This window comes from Mesorhizobium sp. M1006, from assembly GCF_040318825.1.
GTDB lineage: Bacteria > Pseudomonadota > Alphaproteobacteria > Rhizobiales > Rhizobiaceae > Mesorhizobium.
In genome coordinates, this window is sequence record NZ_JAMYMZ010000011.1 from 158,692 (window position 1) to 178,540 (window position 19,849).

Annotated in this window: 21 protein-coding genes; 12 read left to right on the plus strand and 9 right to left on the minus strand. The window is 60.6% G+C overall.

The window, feature by feature from the left end; translation table 11 throughout:
- The first annotated feature begins 3 nt into the window (after positions 1-3).
- The 4 genes from NKH60_RS13600 (at position 4) to NKH60_RS13615 (ending at position 4,150) form a co-directional block, all read left to right on the plus strand.
- A complete protein-coding gene (locus NKH60_RS13600) occupies positions 4-1,191 on the plus strand; it encodes a glycosyltransferase family 9 protein (protein ID WP_352872439.1) in 1,188 nt (395 codons plus the stop codon).
- Complete coding sequence (locus NKH60_RS13605; protein ID WP_352872441.1) at positions 1,181-2,359, plus strand: glycosyltransferase family 9 protein; 1,179 nt, start codon at positions 1,181-1,183, stop codon at positions 2,357-2,359. Before NKH60_RS13600 ends, NKH60_RS13605 begins: the two co-directional genes overlap by 11 nt.
- A 301-nt stretch (positions 2,360-2,660) precedes the next feature.
- Positions 2,661-3,440 carry a sulfotransferase domain-containing protein gene (locus NKH60_RS13610; protein WP_352471923.1) on the plus strand — a complete coding sequence of 260 codons (780 nt, stop codon included), beginning with the start codon at positions 2,661-2,663 and terminating at the stop codon, positions 3,438-3,440.
- A 14-nt stretch (positions 3,441-3,454) separates the two neighbouring features.
- A complete protein-coding gene (locus NKH60_RS13615; RefSeq protein WP_352471922.1) occupies positions 3,455-4,150 on the plus strand; it encodes a sulfotransferase family protein in 696 nt (231 codons plus the stop codon).
- Between the two features lie 30 nt (positions 4,151-4,180).
- Here NKH60_RS13615 and NKH60_RS13620 read toward each other — a convergent pair whose 3' ends face one another.
- Positions 4,181-5,161 (minus strand): glycosyltransferase family 2 protein, encoded by a 981-nt coding sequence (locus NKH60_RS13620; protein ID WP_023674984.1) that lies wholly within the window; start codon positions 5,159-5,161, stop codon positions 4,181-4,183.
- Between the two features lie 221 nt (positions 5,162-5,382).
- Here NKH60_RS13620 and NKH60_RS13625 point away from each other — a divergent pair, with 221 nt between their 5' ends.
- The 4 genes from NKH60_RS13625 to NKH60_RS13640 all read left to right on the plus strand — a co-directional run bounded on the left by NKH60_RS13625 (position 5,383) and on the right by NKH60_RS13640 (position 9,530).
- Positions 5,383-6,546 (plus strand): glycosyltransferase family 4 protein, encoded by a 1,164-nt coding sequence (locus NKH60_RS13625; protein ID WP_352872444.1) that lies wholly within the window; start codon positions 5,383-5,385, stop codon positions 6,544-6,546.
- Positions 6,547-6,659: 113 nt separating this feature from the next.
- Positions 6,660-7,433: a glycosyltransferase family 2 protein gene (locus NKH60_RS13630; RefSeq protein WP_352471919.1), complete on the plus strand. Its 774-nt coding sequence runs from the start codon at positions 6,660-6,662 to the stop codon at positions 7,431-7,433.
- Positions 7,434-7,541: 108 nt separating this feature from the next.
- On the plus strand, positions 7,542-8,264 hold the full coding sequence (locus NKH60_RS13635; RefSeq protein WP_352448862.1) for a glycosyltransferase: 723 nt from the start codon (positions 7,542-7,544) through the stop codon (positions 8,262-8,264).
- A gap of 267 nt (positions 8,265-8,531) precedes the next feature.
- A complete protein-coding gene (locus tag NKH60_RS13640; protein ID WP_352872446.1) occupies positions 8,532-9,530 on the plus strand; it encodes a phosphatidylglycerol lysyltransferase domain-containing protein in 999 nt (332 codons plus the stop codon).
- Between the two features lie 25 nt (positions 9,531-9,555).
- Here the strand turns inward: NKH60_RS13640 and NKH60_RS13645 are convergent, their stop codons facing one another.
- Complete coding sequence (locus NKH60_RS13645; RefSeq protein WP_352548318.1) at positions 9,556-10,755, minus strand: IS256 family transposase; 1,200 nt, start codon at positions 10,753-10,755, stop codon at positions 9,556-9,558.
- A 208-nt stretch (positions 10,756-10,963) separates the two neighbouring features.
- On the opposite strand from NKH60_RS13645, the gene NKH60_RS13650 reads away from it, so the two are divergent.
- Entirely contained in the window at positions 10,964-11,974 is a 1,011-nt protein-coding gene (locus NKH60_RS13650; protein WP_352872448.1) for a serine/threonine-protein kinase, read from the plus strand.
- A 257-nt stretch (positions 11,975-12,231) separates the two neighbouring features.
- Positions 12,232-12,438, plus strand: a complete 207-nt coding sequence (locus tag NKH60_RS13655) for a type II toxin-antitoxin system HicB family antitoxin (protein ID WP_023783899.1) — start codon at positions 12,232-12,234, stop codon at positions 12,436-12,438.
- A gap of 170 nt (positions 12,439-12,608) precedes the next feature.
- On the opposite strand, the gene NKH60_RS13660 is transcribed toward NKH60_RS13655, so the two are convergent.
- Positions 12,609-12,980 carry an endonuclease domain-containing protein gene (locus tag NKH60_RS13660; RefSeq protein ID WP_352467292.1) on the minus strand — a complete coding sequence of 124 codons (372 nt, stop codon included), beginning with the start codon at positions 12,978-12,980 and terminating at the stop codon, positions 12,609-12,611.
- A 107-nt stretch (positions 12,981-13,087) separates the two neighbouring features.
- On the minus strand, positions 13,088-14,107 hold the full coding sequence (locus NKH60_RS13665) for a GH25 family lysozyme (protein ID WP_352872450.1): 1,020 nt from the start codon (positions 14,105-14,107) through the stop codon (positions 13,088-13,090).
- A gap of 259 nt (positions 14,108-14,366) precedes the next feature.
- Between NKH60_RS13665 and NKH60_RS13670 the strand changes: the two genes are divergently transcribed.
- Complete coding sequence (locus tag NKH60_RS13670; protein ID WP_352872452.1) at positions 14,367-15,281, plus strand: hypothetical protein; 915 nt, start codon at positions 14,367-14,369, stop codon at positions 15,279-15,281.
- Positions 15,282-15,294: 13 nt separating this feature from the next.
- Here the strand turns inward: NKH60_RS13670 and NKH60_RS13675 are convergent, their stop codons facing one another.
- The 5 genes from NKH60_RS13675 to NKH60_RS13695 all read right to left on the minus strand — a co-directional run bounded on the left by NKH60_RS13675 (position 15,295) and on the right by NKH60_RS13695 (position 18,054).
- Positions 15,295-15,507, minus strand: a complete 213-nt coding sequence (locus NKH60_RS13675) for a hypothetical protein (protein WP_023717422.1) — start codon at positions 15,505-15,507, stop codon at positions 15,295-15,297.
- Positions 15,508-15,625: 118 nt separating this feature from the next.
- Positions 15,626-16,024, minus strand: a complete 399-nt coding sequence (locus NKH60_RS13680) for a GFA family protein (RefSeq protein WP_352872454.1) — start codon at positions 16,022-16,024, stop codon at positions 15,626-15,628.
- 195 nt (positions 16,025-16,219) lie between these two features.
- Positions 16,220-17,176, minus strand: coding sequence for an alpha/beta fold hydrolase (locus tag NKH60_RS13685; protein ID WP_352872456.1), 957 nt, complete (start codon positions 17,174-17,176; stop codon positions 16,220-16,222).
- Positions 17,177-17,198: 22 nt separating this feature from the next.
- Positions 17,199-17,684 carry an SRPBCC family protein gene (locus NKH60_RS13690; RefSeq protein ID WP_352872457.1) on the minus strand — a complete coding sequence of 162 codons (486 nt, stop codon included), beginning with the start codon at positions 17,682-17,684 and terminating at the stop codon, positions 17,199-17,201.
- 121 nt (positions 17,685-17,805) lie between these two features.
- Entirely contained in the window at positions 17,806-18,054 is a 249-nt protein-coding gene (locus NKH60_RS13695; protein WP_023674751.1) for a ParB N-terminal domain-containing protein, read from the minus strand.
- Positions 18,055-18,208: 154 nt separating this feature from the next.
- Here NKH60_RS13695 and NKH60_RS13700 point away from each other — a divergent pair, with 154 nt between their 5' ends.
- On the plus strand, positions 18,209-19,849 hold the full coding sequence (locus NKH60_RS13700) for a N,N-dimethylformamidase beta subunit family domain-containing protein (RefSeq protein ID WP_352872459.1): 1,641 nt from the start codon (positions 18,209-18,211) through the stop codon (positions 19,847-19,849).

Consider the following 19,849-nt stretch of genomic DNA (forward strand, 5'->3'; position numbering starts at 1 on the left):
GCCGTGCAGAACAGACGAACCATCCTTCAGAAGGCAAAAACCGCCGATCTGCGCCCGCAGGGCGCCGTCGGCAAGCGGCTGCAGAAGGTCCTCGAGCGGGCAAAGGAACTTCTTAGACGTCCCTCGCGCCACGCCGACGAAAGCGCCGAACGGCATATGAGGCTGATGGAGGAAAGCGTGCAGCGTGGTGATTGGCAAACTGCTCGCGACCATGCACTGGCGCTTGGCGTGCTTGGTGAGCAGCTTGGCGATCTCGGCCTGATCAAGAAAGCGGGGCGTGGACTGAGGCGTCTCGACGGAGGAAATCGCATCTGGCAGTTGATGGCGGCGAGCAAGCAGCTGCGCGGCAGGCCCGATTGGGATGGCAGTGATCTTGCGGGTCGCACGCTTCTCGTCGATCGTCGCGAAGGCGACCTGGCGATCTTTTTCCAGTTCGCGTCTTTGCTTGGTCCAGCAGCTGTGGCTGCCGGTCGATGCATCGTCTTCGTCGAGCCGCGACTGGCACCGCTTTATCGCAGAACATATCCTGCGCTCGATGTCAGGATTGAAGGGGAAGAGGACATGGCGGCGGTGGACGCCGATGTCGTTGCCGGTTTCGAGACGCTCGCAAAGCATTTCTGGCCGGACGACCCGACGGCACGCGCGCCCTTCGTTCCGCTGGAGCCGGACCGCCGACTGGTTGCCGAGCTGCGCGGCACCTATCTCGATGGCGGCCCAGGTCCCCTGATCGGATTTGCCTGGGGAAGCCTCAACAAGAGCAAGGATCTGCCGGCCCTGGACGATTGGCGGACGCTGTTCAGCAGCCTGCCGGGGCGCCTCGTCAGCTTGCAATATGGCGATGTCGGGCCGGCCCTCTCCGAGTTCGAGCGCCACGCGCCGGCGCGCATCATCCATGACGCTTCCGTCGACCAGTTGACGGACATGGACCGCTTTGCCGCCCAAATTGCGGCGCTGGACGCGGTGGTGACGATCAGCAATACCGGCGCCAACCTGGCCGGAGCGCTCGGCGTGCCGACGATTGTCATGCTCGACGATGGATTTCGGCTGTCCTGGCCTGCTTTCGGTGAGACCGTCGCCGCATATCCGAGCGTTCGACTGGTCCGAAAAGGCGGCCGAGCCTGGGCGTCGGCAGTCCAGGAAGCAGGCGGACGGGTCATGCAAATCATCGGCGGAGCTGGCGATGGAGGGTAGCCAACTTCTCGGCCGGTTGCGCCGCGCTGTCGCGCTTGCAGGCTACAGATACAAGGTCTGGTTCCGACGTCACCGGCGGCAGCTCTTCCTTCGCTGGCGCGACGGCGACATTGCCGATCAGATGGCGGATTATCGGCGAAGCGTCGAGTCCCGCGATTGGCCAGCGGCACTGCCGAAAGCCCTGGCTCTTGGATCCATTGCGAAGTCGAGGGGCGAGGTCCACCTGATCGACGAGCTCAGCAAGGCGCTGATGCGGATGGGCGCCTATGGCGCAGCCGCCGAACTCAGGATCGCCCGACGCCACATCGTCAACGGCCGCGTCGATGGCGAGTGGCTGGGCCAGGATATTTCGGGCCAGACACTGCTGATCGATCTGATGGAAACCGAAAAGCAGGGTCTGGCCACCGCGATCCATCATGCGAGTTCCGTCGGCTGTGCCCTGGCGCGCGCCGCCCGCTCGATCGTGCTGGTCGAGCGCCGCCTGGTACCGCTCTTTCAGCGCACTTTTCCGACCGCCGATGTGCGGCCGGTCGGCGCTGGCGGCAAGGCCGCCTATGCCGAGGCGCAGGCCTTCGCCGGCGTCCAGCATCTGACTGCCGTTTTCGAGACCGACGAGGCGACGATCCGCGAGCATTTCGTGCCCCTTAAGCCGGATCCGGCCCGGGTCGCTGAACTTCGCGCCCGCTACCGGAAGGAAGGACGGCCGTTGGTCGGTATCGCATGGGGCAGCTCCAATCCCGGCAAAGACCTGCCGCCGCTAGCCGCCTGGCGAAACCTGATCGGCCGACCGGACCTCCGGTTCGTCTCGCTGCAGTACGGCCAGATCGAGACCGATCTGAAGGTCCTGACCGACGGTGAGCCGGAGCGCATTCTTCATGACAGATCGGTCGATCAGCTCGTCGACATGGATCTTTTCGCCGCGCAGGTTGCCGCGATGGACGCCGTGGTGACCATCAGCAATACCGGAGCGCATCTGGCGGGCGCGCTCGGCATCCCCTCGATTTTCATTCTGGGCGACGGCTTCAAGCGCTCCTGGCCGGTCGAGGGCGACCGCACGCCCTACTATCCATCGGCCGTGCTGGTCTCGAAACGGGAACGCCCCTGGTCCGTGGTGATGGGCGAGGCTGAGGCCATCCTGGCGCCATGGCTCACAAAAGTGAGTGGCTAATGCCTGTCGTCCGAAAGGGTGTCACTGAAGACGCTTCGACGCGATCCGCATTAAGGGTTCGGCCGACGGATCGCGGAATGGAGCGCCCGTGTCGAACAGTCGTCGCAACAGGCCAAAAAACATAAGGCATTCCGAACCGGGATATAGTAAAGGCCAATTCGCCCCGCAGAGGATCGCAATTCTTGCTGGCATTTCTGCCTTGTGTTCGAATTAGCCGTAGGCTTAGGCGCCCAGTAATGGGGTTGGTCTGGCCGGCAGCGGTTCGGGCGCCAGCTCTGATAATCTAAAGGAGGTCTCTCCCATGTCCTTTCTAAAATTTTTCCAGGCCAAAGCGCCGCCTCTTCCTCTTATCGTATCCTTTCCAAAATCGGGGCGCACGTGGCTACGTGTCATGCTGGACGATCTCGGAGTTGAAGTTCAATACATTCACGACGGAACCGACCACAAGTTACTTCGACCGAAATCGAGCCTCAAGGAGAATAAATCTCGGTATAAAAAGAGAAGAACAATAATGCTTGTTCGCGATCCAAGAGATACGGTGGTCTCAGGGTACTTTCAGGTTCAGAAGCGCCACATGCTTCCAGCGGGATCGTTCAGTGATTTTATCAGAAGCGACAATCATGGGATTGAAAAGATCATCAGATTCAATCTGCATTGGTTCGCGGCCATGCCCCGGATGCGCGAAATCCGGTATCTTCAATATGAAGATATGCATCGGGATACCGCTGGTGTCCTTCGCGCGATCCTTGGATTCCTGAACCAGCAGGCTGACGATCGGACGCTTGTCGAGGTGGCGAACAACCGAACGTTCGACAAGATGAAAGTGAGTGAATCGACTGGTGATCTGTCCGATCGATACGGCAAGATATTACAGCCGCGCGATGCGAATGATCCCGAAAGCTTCAAGGTGCGCAAGGGCAAGATAGGCGGTTACGGCGAATATCTTTCCGAGGACGATGTGGCCTATTGTGACGAGCAGTTGGCTAAGTTCGAATATTGGGAGAAGCTGGACAAGGTTTTTAGCACGAACGGCTTGTGCTACGCTCGCGTCGATAACCGCGCCCGGGTCGCCTTGGGTTAGGGAGCATTGCCGACATGGTGATGCGGACCGGATTCATTTGCGGCTGCGGCCATAGCGGGACGACGTTGATTGCGACGATCCTTGCGTCGCATCCCGACGTCTACCTGCCGCTCCAGGAAACCAACATTTTCTTCAAGTGGACGCCACTGGCCATGTTCCGCTTCTGGAAACTGAAGCGGGCGGCGCTCGATGCTGGAAAGAACGTGCTGCTTGAAAAGACACCGCGGCATATCCGCCGTGTCGCCCGCATTCGCCGGCTCGTGCCCGGCGCGCGTTTCGTCATGCCGGTGCGAGATGGACGCGACGTCGTAGCGTCCCTGATCAAACGACTTGGCGACCCAACGGAGGCTCTCGACCGCTGGATCAACGACAATGCGCTGGTTCTTGCGGAACGGGGAAAGCCGGATGTGCTGATCTATCGCTATGAGGACCTGGTCGAGAATCCGGCCAAAGTCGTCGAGCAGATATGCGGCTTTCTCGATGTAACCTTCAGGCCGGATCTCCTCGACTATCACAAGAACCCGCAGCAGTGGTTCAAGCCGACCGACGCCAGCGGCGAGACGCCACATGCGGTGCTCCGGAACCAACAGGTCAATCAGCCGATCTATGACGGGAGCGGAAGATGGCGCTCCGAACTTGGAAACGCCGAGCTACAGGACCTGGTACAGGGACGAGGTGCCCAGCTTATGAAAGCATTCGGTTATGCATGATCTCGGCTCGGCATCTGCTTGAACTGCCGTCTACCAATCAATTTTGTCGATCAAACCCGTTTTGAACAGGCTGTGAGCTCCTTCGTACAGCATTGACTGTTCGCTCATCGCGCTGAGAGCGGCTTTACCGCTCGATACCTCATGATACTGGCGATATTTGGAAGCGCCGTTCCAATACTGACCTTCCGCCACCGCGACCTGCGCCTTGTCGTTGAAATCGGCGAAGAACTTGAAATGAAGCAGGCCAGCCAATCCCTTTATATAGTTTCGCCAGTAGGGCAGCGGTGAGTGAATCGACGTAAAAATCGTCTGGCGATCAACATATATCAGAGGAAACTTGGTCAACTTGTGCTGCCTGGCGAAAAGCCGGGTTCTCGGGCCGCCTGTGATCTTGAGATGCCGGGGGCTCCTCGTCACCTCATAGCCGCTGCCGTCGAAATGGTCCGCAACTTGCCATGGCGGCACGATGGGATCGAAGGGTACGTCCCAGATGTTTCCGCTCGGATACATGTCGATCATCGGCGCCAGCAGGCGTGTCATTCCGCGCCGCTTGAGCCAGTCGGCCATCGCACCGAGCGGATGCTGATCCATACCGTCATAGACAAGATATTCGTCCGCATCCACGGTTAGATACCAGCGAGGCTGACCATAGATCTGCACAATCCGCTGACGCCAAAGGTTTCCCAAGTCCGACTGCGAATAGGTGATCGGCGAGCTGAATAGATCGACATCTGGCTGCTCGGCCAGAAGCTCAGCTGTTCCGTCTGTCGAGCGATCATCAAGGACGGCGAATCTGGTGACGCCGAGTTCGCGATAGTGCTTCAGGAACGGGCGTAGCCTGTCCGCCTCGTTGCGGATGACGAGGATCAAAGGCAGGTCATTCGCTTTAAGGGGCGTTATCGGCCGCAGCGATGACACTTCTGCCCGTCTTCCGAAGGTGTGTCTCAGCCGATATATGGCGGTGTCGGTAATCGTCCGGCGGACAATGGCGGGCCAGGTTGCTTTGCTCAAGCCATCGATTCCCCTCATGGCGGTCACCGGCTGGAGCTGGCGCTGATCCGCTGTTTGCAGTTAATTTCTACATGCAGCACCGTTAGGCAAATCGCAAGCAGTTGCGGACAATGGACACAGGCCTGTTCTGAGTTCCGGCGGGTGAGCTTTCCAAGTGTTGCCGATGCGAGCTGGCCTCTATAGACATCGTCAGATGGCAACAAGGCCGGAGCCCAGTCCCCATGCACGCCGGCATTCGTGGCACCGAAAATCAATTCGACAGGCCGCTCCTGTTCGTGCGCCAGCGTTATGCGCCTTTCGGTGGAGGCGAGATCATGTTGGAAAACATCATGGCCGCATTCGCCGCGCGTCAGCGGCGGGTGGCCGTGCTGTCCGGCGACTGGCCGCGTTATGAAGGCATCGAGTTCATCCATTGTGCCGGCCGCCGGTTTCCGCGTTCGCTGCGGGCGACGTCCTTTGCTCAAGCCGCCTGCCGCAAGATCGCCGAGATGCCGCCGGCACTGGTGCAGAGCAACGATCGTCTCCCGTGCTGCGATGTCTTCCGGGCCGGGGAGGGCGTTCATGCCGCCTATCTTGCCGAGCGGCGGCGTTTCGAGACGCGGCTTGGCAGGGCGGCAATGGCGCTGAGCCCCTTTCACCGCCAGACGCTGCGCCTTGAACGTGCAACCTACGCCAGCCCGAGGCTCAAAGCTGTCATAGCGATTTCGAAGATGGTCGCCGAGGACATTGTCCGTCACTACGATTATCCGGCGGAAAATGTGCACCATATTCCCAACGGGGTGGATCTCGACCGCTTCAACCTGCAGCTGCGCCAACAGCATCGGGCGACAATCCGCGCGCGGCTCGACGTCGACGAAAACAGGCCGGTCGTCCTGTTTGTCGGCTCGGGCTTTGCGCGAAAAGGACTTCTTGCACTGATGAAGGCGGTCGCCAGGCTCGATGGCGAGCCTGAATTGTGGGTCATCGGCCAAGATTCGCGCGCCAACGCCTTCAGGCAGGCCGGTGACAGGCTCGGTCTCGGCGCACGGCTCAAGATGCTGGGGCCGCAGAAAGACATGCTGCCGTGGTACGGCGCGGCCGATATTGCCGTGCTGCCTTCCATCTATGATCCTTTCGGCACAGTGGTCATCGAAGCGATGGCCAGCGGCTTGCCCGCCGTGGTAAGCACCGGCTGTGGAGCGCGCGAGCTTGTCGAGCGGTTCGAGCCGACGCTCGTTTGCGATGCGGCCAGCGAAAGCGACCTCGCTGCAGCGCTCGCGCACGCGCTGCGGTTGTCGTCACGACCTGACACCGCGGCCCGGGTGAGAGCGGCGGCCGAACACTATGATTTCAATGTCATGATCAAGCGAATGATGGCGCTTTATGAAAGCCTTGATCTGAAATGATTTTCGACTTTGTTGAATTAGGTTAGTACCCTCAGTGTGCTAACGGGCCGGGAGCCGATGCTGCAGATGCATTCGAATGACAGTGGCAGCTTTGATGCCGGAGCATTCTGACCGTGCCGGCGCTCTCGGTCATTATCATCACCCGCAACGAGGAGGCATCCATCGCGCAATGCCTTCGGTCGGTCCATTTTGCCGATGAGATCGTCGTTCTCGACAACAACAGCAGCGACAGGACCAGGGAGATTGCCGGGGCTCTGGGGGCCAAGGTCCTGATGACCGTTGATTGGCCCGGTTTCGGCGCGCAAAAAAACCGTGCGCTGGCCGCGGCAACGGGGGATTGGATCCTCTCGCTGGATGCCGATGAGTGGGTGGAGGCGCCGCTCGGCGCGGAAATAAGGGCCGCAATCGCCGACCCAAAAGCCAATGACGGCTTCGAAATACCGAGAAGATCGCGCTTTTGCGGGCACATTGTCCGCCATAGCGGCTGGTCGCCCGATCTGGTGCTCAGGCTCTTCCGTCGCCGCTCCGGGCGGTTCAGCGACGACACCGTGCACGAGAAGGTATTGGTGAACGGGAAGGTCAGCCGATTGTCCCAGCCGATCGAGCACGATTCCATTACCGACTTGGCAGATGCCCACGACAAGATCGGCCGGTACGCAGAAGCGTCCGCCGCGCAACTGCTTGCCGAGGGCAAAAAAAGCTCGATAGGCAAGGCGGTTTTGCGCTCGGTCTGGGCCTATGTGCGCAGCTATATTTTCCGGCTGGGATTTCTGGACGGTTCCATTGGTGCGATGGTGGCCGCGTATTCGGCCAGCTACACCTATCAGAAATGGGCCCGTGTCGCATTGGGAATGCGAGGCCCGGTCCACCCAAAAAAGCAACGCTGAGGCCAGGACAAATCTGTGAGAAACCGGCTTGGTTGACCGCAATTGTTGCCGAGCCATCGCCAACTAGTTAGTGTACGACCGTAAAAATCGAAAGCCAGGGTAGTGAATATGACTGATGCGTTTAGGGTATTTATCGGATGGGACAGCCGTGAGCCGATCGCGTACGACGTCGCGCGACACTCGCTGCTCAAACATGCGTCGGCGCCTGTCTCCGTCATTCCGATCAAACAGGACGAGATGCGTGCCCGCGGGCTATATTGGCGGGAAAAAGATCCGCTCGCCTCAACGGAGTTCACCTACACGCGCTTCCTCACGCCCTTTCTCGCCGACTACACGGGTTGGGCCCTGTTTTGCGATTGCGATTTCCTGTGGCTTGGTGACGTCGCAGGCCTGCTGAAATATACGGACTCGGACAAGGCGGTCTATTGCGTCCAGCATGACTATACGCCGAAGGCCACAACCAAGATGGATGGTGTGGTCCAGACGTCCTATCCTCGGAAAAACTGGTCGTCGCTGATGCTGTTCAATTGCGCGCATCCTTCGGTCAGATCGCTCACGCCAGAGGTCGTGAATCAGGAAAGTGGCGCCTATCTTCACCGAATGCAGTGGGTTGCCGACAAAGATTTGGGCTCATTGCCGGTAGAGTGGAATTGGCTCGAAGGTTGGAATGAAAAGCCTGCGGTCGGCACACCTAAGGCGGTCCACTATACCAGCGGCGGCCCGTGGTTTGCCGAATGGCAGAATGTCGACTACGCCGATTTGTGGATAGCAGAACGCGACGAGTTCCTGGCTTCCGATCAAGCGGAATCTTCTCAGAGCGCCGTTCGATAAGAACATCGTGTTTGGCAGGTGACCTGGGCGCTTCCGAAAGTGGCATTGATTTTCATGTCGCCAAGGGCGCAGCAACCAGCCGTTAGACGCGGGGCGTCGACAACGTGTTGCCGCCGGGGGGCGGGACCGGGCAGATTGCACCTACGAATCTGGCGGCTCCGGCCGGGTAACCATGCCGCGCTGAGATAAGGTTCAGCTCGCGCCAATATGATCGGTTTGGAGTCCGTCAGCTCTTTCATCGGCCTAGCCGGCACGCGAAAGTCGACCATGCCGTCACTGCGAAGACGCCTCGATCGTTTCCTGGAGAACCGCGGGCCTAAAATACCGCGGCTGCAGCTGAACCATGTCGAGCGCCTGGCGCTGGTCCGTCGCCATGGTGATTTTTCCCTTGCCTATTCGACCGCCGTGCAGAGGGGGCTTCACTACTTCGGCGATGCCCAGGGCTACATCGCTTACGGCAGCAAAACGCGACATCATTTCGCGCTCGGTGATCCAGTGGCTGCCCCGGCCGATCGGCGCGACTATATCAGACGTTTCATCGAGGTTGCCGGCAGCCCGTGGTTCGTGCAGATCGGCGACCAGACGGCGCGCGTGCTTGCCGGGCTTGGCTATCAGGTCAACCGCCTCGGCGTCGACACCAGGCTTGTCCTGCCCAGACACGACTTTTCCGGAAAGCGCAATGAGACAGTGCGCTATTCCGAACGCTGGCTCTTGAAGAAGGGTTTTTCCTTCGCGGAGGACAACGGGACTGTCTTCCTCGACGAGATTGCCAGGCTCTCCCAGAATTGGCGGGGCGACCGCATCGTCAAGCGCTGGGAGATGAGATTTCTCAACAGGCCGTTTGCCGATCACCTTGGCGTCGATATGCGCCGTTTCGTCCTGCACGGTCCGGATGGGGAGCTCGTGGCCTTGCTGGATTTCGATCCGCTGTTCAGCGACGGCAAGGTCATCGGCTACACCACCTCGTTCAAGCGCAAGCACATCGATGCCTCGGCGCATGCCGAGATCGGCCTGACCAAATTCGCGGTCGACCGCTTTCGCGATGAAGGTGTTTCCGTCGTCACCCTAGGCCTGTCGCCGCTTGTCGAAATCGGACCTAGCGGGTTTGCCGAAAGCGATTTCTGGCGGCTCGCCTTCCAGCGTGCCTATGACTCCCCCTGGGTCAATCGCACCCGCTTCAATCTGCAGTTGTGTGCGTCAAGTTCTGCAAAATGGCGTGGCATTGCGGTGACGTCGGCGTGTCCGCCGCGCAGCTCCCGTGTTTAGCGGAGCGGCGGACACATGACGGTGCTCAGGCGGCCAGGGCCCTCAGGCTCTCCTTCTTGTGCTCGCGCAGATGATCCATGTTGAGATAGCGGGTCGCCTCGAGCCAGTTCTCGTGGATCTCGACCGCCAGCGCCCGAACCAGCCGCAGACAGCTCCGCGGGTTGGGGAAGATGCGAACGACCAGGGTGCGCCGCTTGATCTCCTGATTCAGCCGCTCCAGCATGTTCGTCGACTTCATGTGCTTGTGGTGAGCTAGCGGCAGCCGATAGAAGCTCAGCGTCTCCTCGATGTTATCTTCCACCCAGTTGACCAGCTTCGGGTATTTGGCCTGCCATTTGGCGATCCACTGCGCCAGGTCGCGCTTGACCTCGGCAAGGTCGCGCCGGTCGTAGAACCATCTGAGCTCCATCAGGCAATCGTCGTCGACCTTGCGCGGCACGTAGTCGAGCGCGTTTCTGAGGAAGTGCACGTAGCAGCGCTGCCAGACCGCTTCGGGCAGCACTTCGCGGATTGCCGCCCTGAGCCCCGGATGGTCATCGGAGACGACGAACTCGACGCCGGCGAGCCCGCGATTCTTGAGCCCCGTCACGAACTCGCGCCAGCTCGAATGGCTCTCCCGGTTGGCCAGCTCCACGCCCAGAACCTGGCGCCGGCCCTCCCAATCCACGCCGATCGCCACCAGCACCGCCTGGCTGGCGATCACGCCCGCCTCGCGAGCCCGCTCGTAGCGCGCGTCCAAGATGAGATACGGATAGCTTTCCTCGAGCCGCTGCGTGAAGAACGCCTTGAGCGCCTCATCCAGCCGCATCGTCGCCTCGCTCACCGTCGAGGCCGAGAAAGAGTGGCCGCACAGTTCCTCCGTCACCGCCTTCACCTTGCGGGTCGAGACGCCCTGCACGTACATCTCGACCAGCGCCGACACCAATGCCTTCTCCGAACGCTGGTAGCGCTCAAACAACTCCGTCGAGAACCGGCCAGCCCGATCCTGCGGAACGCGAAGCTCCAGCACCCCGACCCGCGTCACCAGCTTGCGTTCGTAATAGCCGGACCGGTAACTCGTCCGCTCCGCCGTCCGCTCGCCTTTCTCGGCCCCGATCGCCTCCGTCATCTCGGCTTCAAGAACCTCCTGCACGACACTCTGCAATGCCTGGCGAAAGCCGTCCTCATCCGACAACAGCAACGCTTTCAACTCGCCTCTGCTCAGTCTAACGTCTCGATTGGTCATGGCACTTCCCCTTCCACGGGAATCGGTGATCGCAACGTCACCACCGTGCCATGGCCGCTCGCCCCTCAGAGCAAGCCCCGTTCTCTCTCCAAAACTTTTTGCAGAACCTTCAGCACACTATCAAAATTTGGCACGCATCCACCCCTGTGGGACGACATGCAGCGAAAAAGTGTTCTAGTCGCTTGGAGAGCCGCTTTGGGGTAGGGTCATGCTATTCTCGGTCAATGACAACATAAGTAACGTTCGAATAAAAAAATATGTCGGCGCGGGCGCCTTTGGCGAGGTCTATCACGCCGTCGATCTCGTGATGAATCGCGAATGTGCGGTCAAATACGTCGAGAATAAAGACCCAGCTGCATTCAAGGCTCACATCGAAGCCCAAGTTTTGCATCTTTGCCAACACGATCGCGTAGTTAAGATATTTGATGTTCAACCGATTTCTCACGGAGGCAAGAAATACGCCGCCATCGAGATGGAATACCTTCCGGATGGCTCAGCGGAATCCTTTTTGGAGAAGCAACACGTTTCGCTTAGAATGGCAATTAGGTGGGCTATCGATATACTGTTTGCGTTAGAAAATGCTCACAGCAACTCCGTGCTGCATCGTGACATAAAACCTGCAAATTTCATGCTAGATGGAAAGGATGCAAAATTATCGGATTTTGGCTTAGCAAAATCCACCGGAGGAGTTCCGCATGGAAGCGCCGCTGGAACTCCGGTATATTCTGCACCGGAATTATTTTCTGCAAAAGAAACTTCCATTGCGACGGAGGTATATTCGACAGGTATGTCGATTTACCAGTTGGCGTGCAATATTCGTGACTGGAATACTTTTCCAATTACTATGGCAACGATCAAAATGGGCCAAGTGATAAAGCGCATTGGTTATCCCGAATACATCCCAGACAGATTGAAAAGGATCTGCAATAAGGCTTGTAATTTTGACCCACCGAAACGCTTCAAGAGCGCGCACGAGATGAGGCAGGCACTCGAAGGGCTTTCGGTTAAACTAGAATGGATACAAGTCCAACCAAATGACTGGATTGCGCAAAACGGCAATAATATGCATCGTTTAACCATTGCACCAGGGAAGAATTCCTTTGAAGTAGTCTATCAGGTGAACGGAAGACGAAAAAATGACAGCTGCGCGAAGTTCGGCGCTATGTCAGATGCGATAGCCGACTTGAATCAGAAAATATCCCAAAGCTCGCTGCGCTAGTTGCTAATCGGCTTTCAGAGGTGACGGAGCTAGGATCCACCGCCTCTACTCCGCCCCGCACCATCTGTGGCCACCAGCCCAGCCGGGCCTTTGTCTTCGTCACCGTGCAAGCCGTTGAGGTCGATGCGGCACATCACCCGTGCGGCAGGCCGGAGCCGAAATATTGCCAGAACAGCCATTTGCGGCCGGGGTTAGACCTTTGACAGATGCGCCCGAAACAGCATCCTCAAGCAATCCGGCTTGAAGGAGTGATGACAATGCGATACGCGGTGGTGATCGAAAAAGCCGGAAACAATTTCTCCGCTTACGTGCCGGACCTGCCCGGCTGCATCGCCACCGGTGCGACGGTGCCTGAGGTTGAAGCCGAAATTCGTGACGCAATACGCTTTCATATTGAAGGCCTGCGGGCCGATGGACTGGATGTGCCCAAAGGGGTCAGCCTGGCGGAATATGTCGAGGCATAGAAGGTGCGATCTCCCCTTCTCCCCTTGTGGGAGAAGGTGGCCTCGCGAAGCGAGGTCGGATGAGGGGTGCTCCAGCTTGGCACCGGCGGCGCTACGTCCAACACCCCTCAACCGTCTCGGCGCTCCGCGCCGAGCCACCTTCTCCCACAGGGGGAGAAGGGAAGAGCGCGCTACCGCCAAGGCTGCAAACTCTCGTCCCGTACGTAGGCGATGATGGTATCGCAGACGGCGTTCAGATCCCGCAGCACGTCATCGTTCCAGAAGCGCAGCACGCGAAAGCCCCTCGCCTTCAATTCGGCATCCCGCTCCCGATCATAGCCCGAATCCGCGTGCTGGCTGCCGTCGATCTCGACAATCAGCCTGCCCTCGGCGCAAACGAAATCGGCGATGAACCGGCCGACCGGGACCTGACGCCGGAATTTGATGCTGTCGAGCTTGCGTCCGCGCAGCTCATGCCACAGGCGGTCTTCCGCCTCGGTCGGCTCGCGTCGCATAGAGCGGGCGAAACGACGCTTGGTCGGCGCGACGGGCTGGTGCGGCATGGGACGAGGGTATCCAATCTGGGCATGACGTCCAAGGAATTTGAGACCAAGTGTGGAAAACCGAGCGCTATCCCTTCTCCCCTTGTGGGAGAAGGCAAGAGCTGCCGCTACTCCGCCTCCGCTACCATCTGCCGGCCGCCAACCCAGTCGCGCCAAGCCTTCTCATCACCGTGGAACACGTTGAGGTCGATACGACCCCTCACCCCGTGCGACAGGCCGGAGCCGGAATATTGCCAGAACAGCCATTTGCGGTCGGGATAGACCTTTGATGGGTGCGCCGCCACGGCGCGCAGCCAGAATGGATAATCGGGGAAGGCGCCCCTGAGATTGTCACGATAGAAGTCGGGCGCGGTGTAGATGATCGGGCGCTGGCCGTAGTGGCGCTCGAGCTTGTCCATGAACACCTGCATCTTCTCCAGCACCTTTTGCCGCGACGGGCGGCGCTTGCAGCTGGATTCGCCGTTCCACTCGACGTCGATCACCGGCGGCAGCGCACCCTCGACCCGCGGCACGTTGCGGATGAACCAATCGGCCTGCTCGCCGGCAGTGCGGCACCAATAGAAGAAGTGATAGGCGCCGCGCTTGAGGCCGGCGGCGTCGGCACTGCGCCAGTTTCTGGTGAACATCGGGTCGAGATGGTCGCCCCCGTCGGTGGCCTTGATATAGGCGAAGTTGGCGCCCTGGGCACGCAGCTTTCCCCAGTTCACATTGCCCTGCCAGCGCGAAACGTCGACGCCGTGGACGGCGAGACGCCTCGGCGAGGATGCCTTGCCGAAATTGATCGGCTTGGCATCGCGAAAACCATAGCGCGTGACCGGCTCGGCAAGCATCGCCGGTGCTGCGCGTGTCAGCCGCCTCGGCGGCGATACCAGCGCGATCACCTCGGCCGGCGGCTCGACGCTTTGGTCGGGTACGTCCATCACGACCGGCTGTTCGTCCTGCTCCTGTTCGGCAAAAGCGGGCGCAGCATCAGTTTTCGCCACGGACGCCACCGGCGCGGGTGGCCGCACAACCGAGCTAGTGGTCTCGCTGGACGGCACTTGCAGCGCATCGACGCCGGAGGTTGACGTGCAGCCGGCAAGGCACAGCGCTGCGATCGAGAAGATGACGACGCCTGATAACCGCATCTGGACCTGTACGCAAAACACAACAGACCGAAGGCAGGACAACGCCGCCGGACAAACCAAGCTGGATTCCTAACAAGAAACTACCAACAAAGTTTGAATCGAATTGTTAGGGCTTTGCATCGGGACGTTCGCCCGGAAGGAGGTGCGCTATCCCCCAGCGTTCGGCCACCTGGCTGCCTCGCAATCCCGCTTGACAACTCACTGCATGAGATTAGTCTCCACTAATCTTACGGTGTAAGGCCATACTTGGGAGGAAGTCATGCAGCCCGCCGCCTTGTCAGAATTGCAGCCCGTAGTCCCGCCGGAGCCATGCTCGCCCGCCATCGGGATCGACGAGATATCTGGCGATCTCAGCCGCGTTATCGAACGCGCCGAGGTCGATGCCTGGCTCGACCTCTATCGCGCCGCCCCGGCAGACTTTGCCGCAAGGCAAGGCCTTGCCATCGCCGAAGATGGCGATCTCGTCTGGACCACCTGCACGACGATCCCGTTCATCCATTTCAACTGCGTCAAGAATTTCGGTGTCGATAGCGCAGCCACCGAGAGCCGGCTTGACGCGCTTCTGGCGCATTATCGCGAGGCCGGTATTCTGAGGCCCTGGTTCTACACCAATCCACATACCGAGCCGGCGACGCTCAGCTGCTGGCTCGAGGCGCGCAGCTTGCAGCGTCAGGGCGGCTGGGAACGCATCTTTCGCGACGCCACGCCATTGCCACCGGAGCCGCTTTTCCCGACTGAGAACGTCTCGGTCGAGCGGGTGACACCGGCAACGGCAAGGGAATGGGCTGGGTTCATCGACAGCCGATATCGGTTACCGACCTCACCGTGGTTGCTGGCGCTGGCCGGCCGACGCGGCTGGCAGCATTACATGCTGCGGCGGGACGGCGCGGTGGCGGCGGTGCGCTCGATGTTCATCGGTGCCGACGGCATGGCCTGGAGCGGCATCGACGCGCCGGTTCCCGGCATCATGGCGCCGAGCTTCGACCTCGATGCAATGCTCGGCGAAGCGATGGTGCGCGACGGACTTGCGGCCGGTGCAAAACTGTTCGTGGCCGACATCGAGGCGCCGCGCGCCGAACGCGACGGGCCGGCCTATCGCAACTATGCGCGCCTCGGCTTCAGGCTCGCTTATTTCCGCAGCCATTACAGCTATTTGCCGGCAAATTCCGGCTGACCGCTTCAAGACCCTAGCCGCACAGCCACAGCTTGTGGCAGGTCGTGGCCATCAGGTGGGCCGGCGGTACAAAACGATCGTTGACCGCCACATCATCGTCCGCCCGGCGGACTTTTTCCTCGAGCAGCGTACGAAGTTCTGCCGGCTGCACGCGGTCGCGCTCCATCACCAGCTTGATCATCGGATCACTCAAGAGCTCGTCCAGGGTGTTGATGCTGTCGTTCATTCCGTCGCCTCCTCGACTGCCGCCCGCACGCAATAGATAGGCAGCAATGATGGCCCGCCAATGACGCTTTGCCGGCTATCTCGTGTCGCTTCGGATTAAATTTTGTGCAGATTTCACCTCAAGCCGGAGGTGGCGCGCCTTGATATTGCGGCAGGCCGTCGTCGATCTGCACCCAGGGCTGCTTCGAGGCGGTCCAGATATGCATCTCAGGCCTGAACAACGAGGGATCATCGAGCGAGCCGGTGGTGATGCCGATGATACCGGCGGAATCGCGCCGGGAAAACATCGTCGTGCCGCAGCGGGGACAAAAGCCGCGCTTGAGATCGGGCGATGAATTCACCGTCGCCAGCGGTCCGTCGACCGTCACATCGTCGATGCGGAACAGCACGCGCGCGTTGAAGGCGGCACCCAGTGCCTTCTGGCAGAGCCGGCAATGGCAGACGCGCTCATTGATCGGTGCCGCCTCGGCACGGTAGCGCACCGCACCGCACAAACACCCGCCCTGATATCTTGCCATCGCCCGTGTCCCTTCCCTGCGAGGATAGGCGATACCTATCGATAGGCGTGGCGGCGTCAATTGAAAAGCTTTGATGGCGCCATCCAAAGCTGTGATCCGGCCGATGGGCGATCGGCTAGATGCGCCGCGCCAAGGCCTCATCAACGAAATGCCGGCCATCGCGCAGGAGACGGCCGGCAGACAATTGACTGGGCGTCAGTTCGTTTCGTTGACGACCTCATCCCAGGTCTTGACCTTGGTCTCGCCATTGAGGAACGGCAGCGTGGCAGCTGTCAGTTCCGGCGCGAAGAACACGTCGTAGTGGGTGCGGTTCGGCAGGATCGCCAGGCGGTTTTGCGACAGGTTCTCGCGCATCCAGCCGGCGTCCTTCAACCCGCCGCCAAGCATCTGGTAGAACTTGATCTCGTGCTCGGGCCGGTACATGTCGCCGTCGCCGAACACCAGCATGACCGGCATTTTCAGCTTCGGCACGTCGGCTGAATAATCGTAGTCCTTGCGCATATAGGCGCCGAGCTGGTCGAGCAGTTTCGGAAAATCCTCCGGATGCGGCGCGACCGCGACATAGGATTTGTACATCGGCGTGTCCTTCATCATGTCGGCCATCGCCGCGCCGACTTGTGCCTGCTGGCCACGCATTTCGGCGTAGAAGCCGTCCGCGGCGTAGCCGGTCGAGACCAGCACCAGGCGGCGCACCGTTTCGGGATGCTGCACGGCCATGCGGAAGGCGACGCCGCCACCCAGCGAATAACCCATGACGTCGACCTTGTCGTAGCCGAGTGTCTTGACGATCGCCGCCATGTCGTCGCCCATCGCCTCCAGGCTGAGCGGCCGGTCGCCGAGCGCGGTGCGGCCATGGCCCTGCAGGTCGACCCCGATCACGGTGCGGTTCTCGGTAAGCTTCGGCAGGATCGGCGCGAACATGTCGGTCGTGCCGAGACCGCCATGCAGCAGAAGCAGCGGCTCGCCCTTGCCATAGACGGCGTAATAATAGTTCAGGCCGTTGATCGGCAGCAGGCCGGATTTTTCCGGCGTCGGCAGTGTTGCGGTTGCGGTCGTCATGGCGGGCTTGGCCTCCTCTGCGTTGATGGTGCCCGGCGCGGCAAATAGCGCGGCGGCCGAGGCGAAAATGGCGAAAAATATCGATCTGGACATCAGTCTCCCTCTCCCGTTTGCATCAAAGTCGCTTGGCGACCTCCTCAAGCTGTTCGGCGCACTGGCCCCAGCCGTCGTGAAAACCCATTTTCTCGTGCTCTTCGCGGTCGGCGACCGACCAATGCGCGACGCGGGCAATGTAGCGGGTCTTGCCCTCGCCCTCGTCCTCGAAGGTCAGCACGACCGTCATGAACGGCTTTTCGGACGGCTCCCACGCCTTCGTATAGGCATCGGTGAAGACGAGCTTTTTGCCCGGTGCGACTTCGAGGAAGACGCCTGGATTCGGGAACTCCTTGCCGTCGGGATCGGCCATGACGACAAGGGTGGAGCCACCGGTCCGCACATCCATTTCGGCGCGCGGGGTCATCCACGGCTTCGGCGAGAACCATTGCGTCAACAGCCTTGGCTCGGTCCAGCAGCGATAGACGTTCTCGTGCGGCGCATCGATGATGCGCGCGAGAACCAGCTCGCGGTCGGAGTTGGGGGCGATGTCGAGCTTGGTGGTCATGGTGTTTCCTCACACGTCGGTTTTGGCTTCCGTGTCTAGGACGAACCGACACGACGCAAGCCGACACGGCCCGCGAAAAAATCCGCGGGACAGGAGATTCGAACGACGGAAATAAGTGGCTTCAGTGGCGCTTGGCTTGCACCAGATAGGCGTCGATCTCGGTCTCGCCGAGCCACTTGGCCGCTTCCAGCCGATGCAACCCTTCGACCAGGATGTGGCGCTTGCCGTCATGGCGCACCTGGATCGGCATCTTCATGCCGTTTTCCAGAATGTCCTCGGCCAGATGGCGGACGGTCTCGGGATGCAGCGTCTTCTTGCGCGCCGTCGGCACGTAGATATCGTTGACCCTGACCTTTTGCACTCTCAGCATGTCGGCTCCCGTGGCGGACAAGGCCGCGTTTTGTGAAATAGTCTGTTTGGCCGGCAAGGCCAAGGAGCAGCCGGCAATGGCTGGCCCGATCGTTTCCAATTGACGCTTGGCCGGCGGATGGCCGAAATGGCGGCCTTCGACCTTAGCGGTGTCCATGAACCACCTGCCGACCGAGTTTCCCGATTTCGGACTGACGCCGGAGCAGCGAGGCCAGGCGGTGCGCAGCCATTACTGGGAATGGCCGGGGATGGATGGCGGGCGCGGCGAAATCTGGTGCTACAGCGACCGTTTTTCCTACCGTCCTGGCGACATGGTGGCGCTGCATGTCAGTTCGACGGCCGCCAGTTTCGGCATCGCGATCATCCGCGACGGCGGCGCGGAAACGACAATGTTCGAAGGGACCGGAATCGCGGCGCGCTGGCAAGATACGCCGGACCAATGTTCGGTCGAAGGCTGCGGCTGGCAAGCGTCGTTCGAGTTTCGGATCGGCGACGACTGGCCGTCCGGCGCCTATCGCGTGACGCTGACAGCAGATGGCCGGGACGGCAAGCCGATCCGCTACCACCATCTTTTTATCGTCGCGCCGCAGCCCGGCAAGAAGCCTGGCCGTGTGCTGCAGGTGGCGGCCACCGGCACCTGGCTTGCCTACAATACATGGGGCGGTTCCAACCATTACGAAGGCATCACCGGGCCAGACCGGGACCAATATGCACGAATGGTGTCGACCCAACGGCCGTGGTGCCGCGGCTTCGTCGTGCTGCCCAGGGACGCGCCGCGCGTGCCGCTCGAAGTCGCCGTGCCGCCGAAAACCGTGCCGCGCTATCCGCATATGGAATGGGCCTTTGCTACCGGCCATTCGAAGAAATACGCATCGTCCGGCTGGGCAAGCTACGACAGCCATTTCTTCCGCTTCGCCGAGCGTGCCGGCTACGCCGTCGATCTCGCCAGCCAGCACGATCTGCATTTTTCGCCCGACATTCTCGACGGCTATAACTGCGTCGTCTTGGTCGGCCACGACGAATATTGGACCTGGGAAATGCGCGATGCGGTCGACACCTATGTCGAGCGCGGCGGTCATGCGGCGCGCTTTGCCGGCAATTTCATGTGGCAGACCAGGCTGGAGGACGAAGGCCGCCGGCAGGTCTGCTACAAATACCGCGCTCGCGCCGAGGACCCGGCCTATCGCGGCGGTGATATAAGGCGCGCCACCAATTCCTGGGAAGCGCCGGAAATCGGCCGGCCGGGTGCGGCGACCTTCGGGCTTAACGCGACAAGAGGCGTCTATGCCGGCTGGGGCGGCTGCGCGCCGCGCGGCGTACGCGGCTTTCCGGTCTACCGGCCGGAGCATTGGGCGTTTGCCGGCACCGGCATCTACTATGGCGATCTGCTCGGCGCCGACAGCCATGTCTATGGCTACGAGGTCGACGGGCTCGATTTCGAGATCCGCGGCGGCCTGCCCTACCCCACGACCACTAGCGGTGCGCCGGACGGCCTGCAGGTGCTCGCGGTCGGCATGGCGAGCCAGGTCGAGGAAAGCGCCGACATTGCGTTCGAGGACCAGTTTCTCGGCGACGAGGACGGACGCTTCACCGCCGAGACGCTGTTCGGCGAGGCAAGCGATGCCAACCTCGACAAGGTCAAACGCGGCAACGGCATGATCGTCAATTTCCCGGGCGGCAAAGGCGAGGTGTTTCACGCCGGAAGCTGCGAATGGGTTGCCGGCCTGCTAAGGCAGGATGCGATTGTCGAGCGCGTCACCAGAAATGTCCTTGACCGCTATCTTGGAAAGCCATGA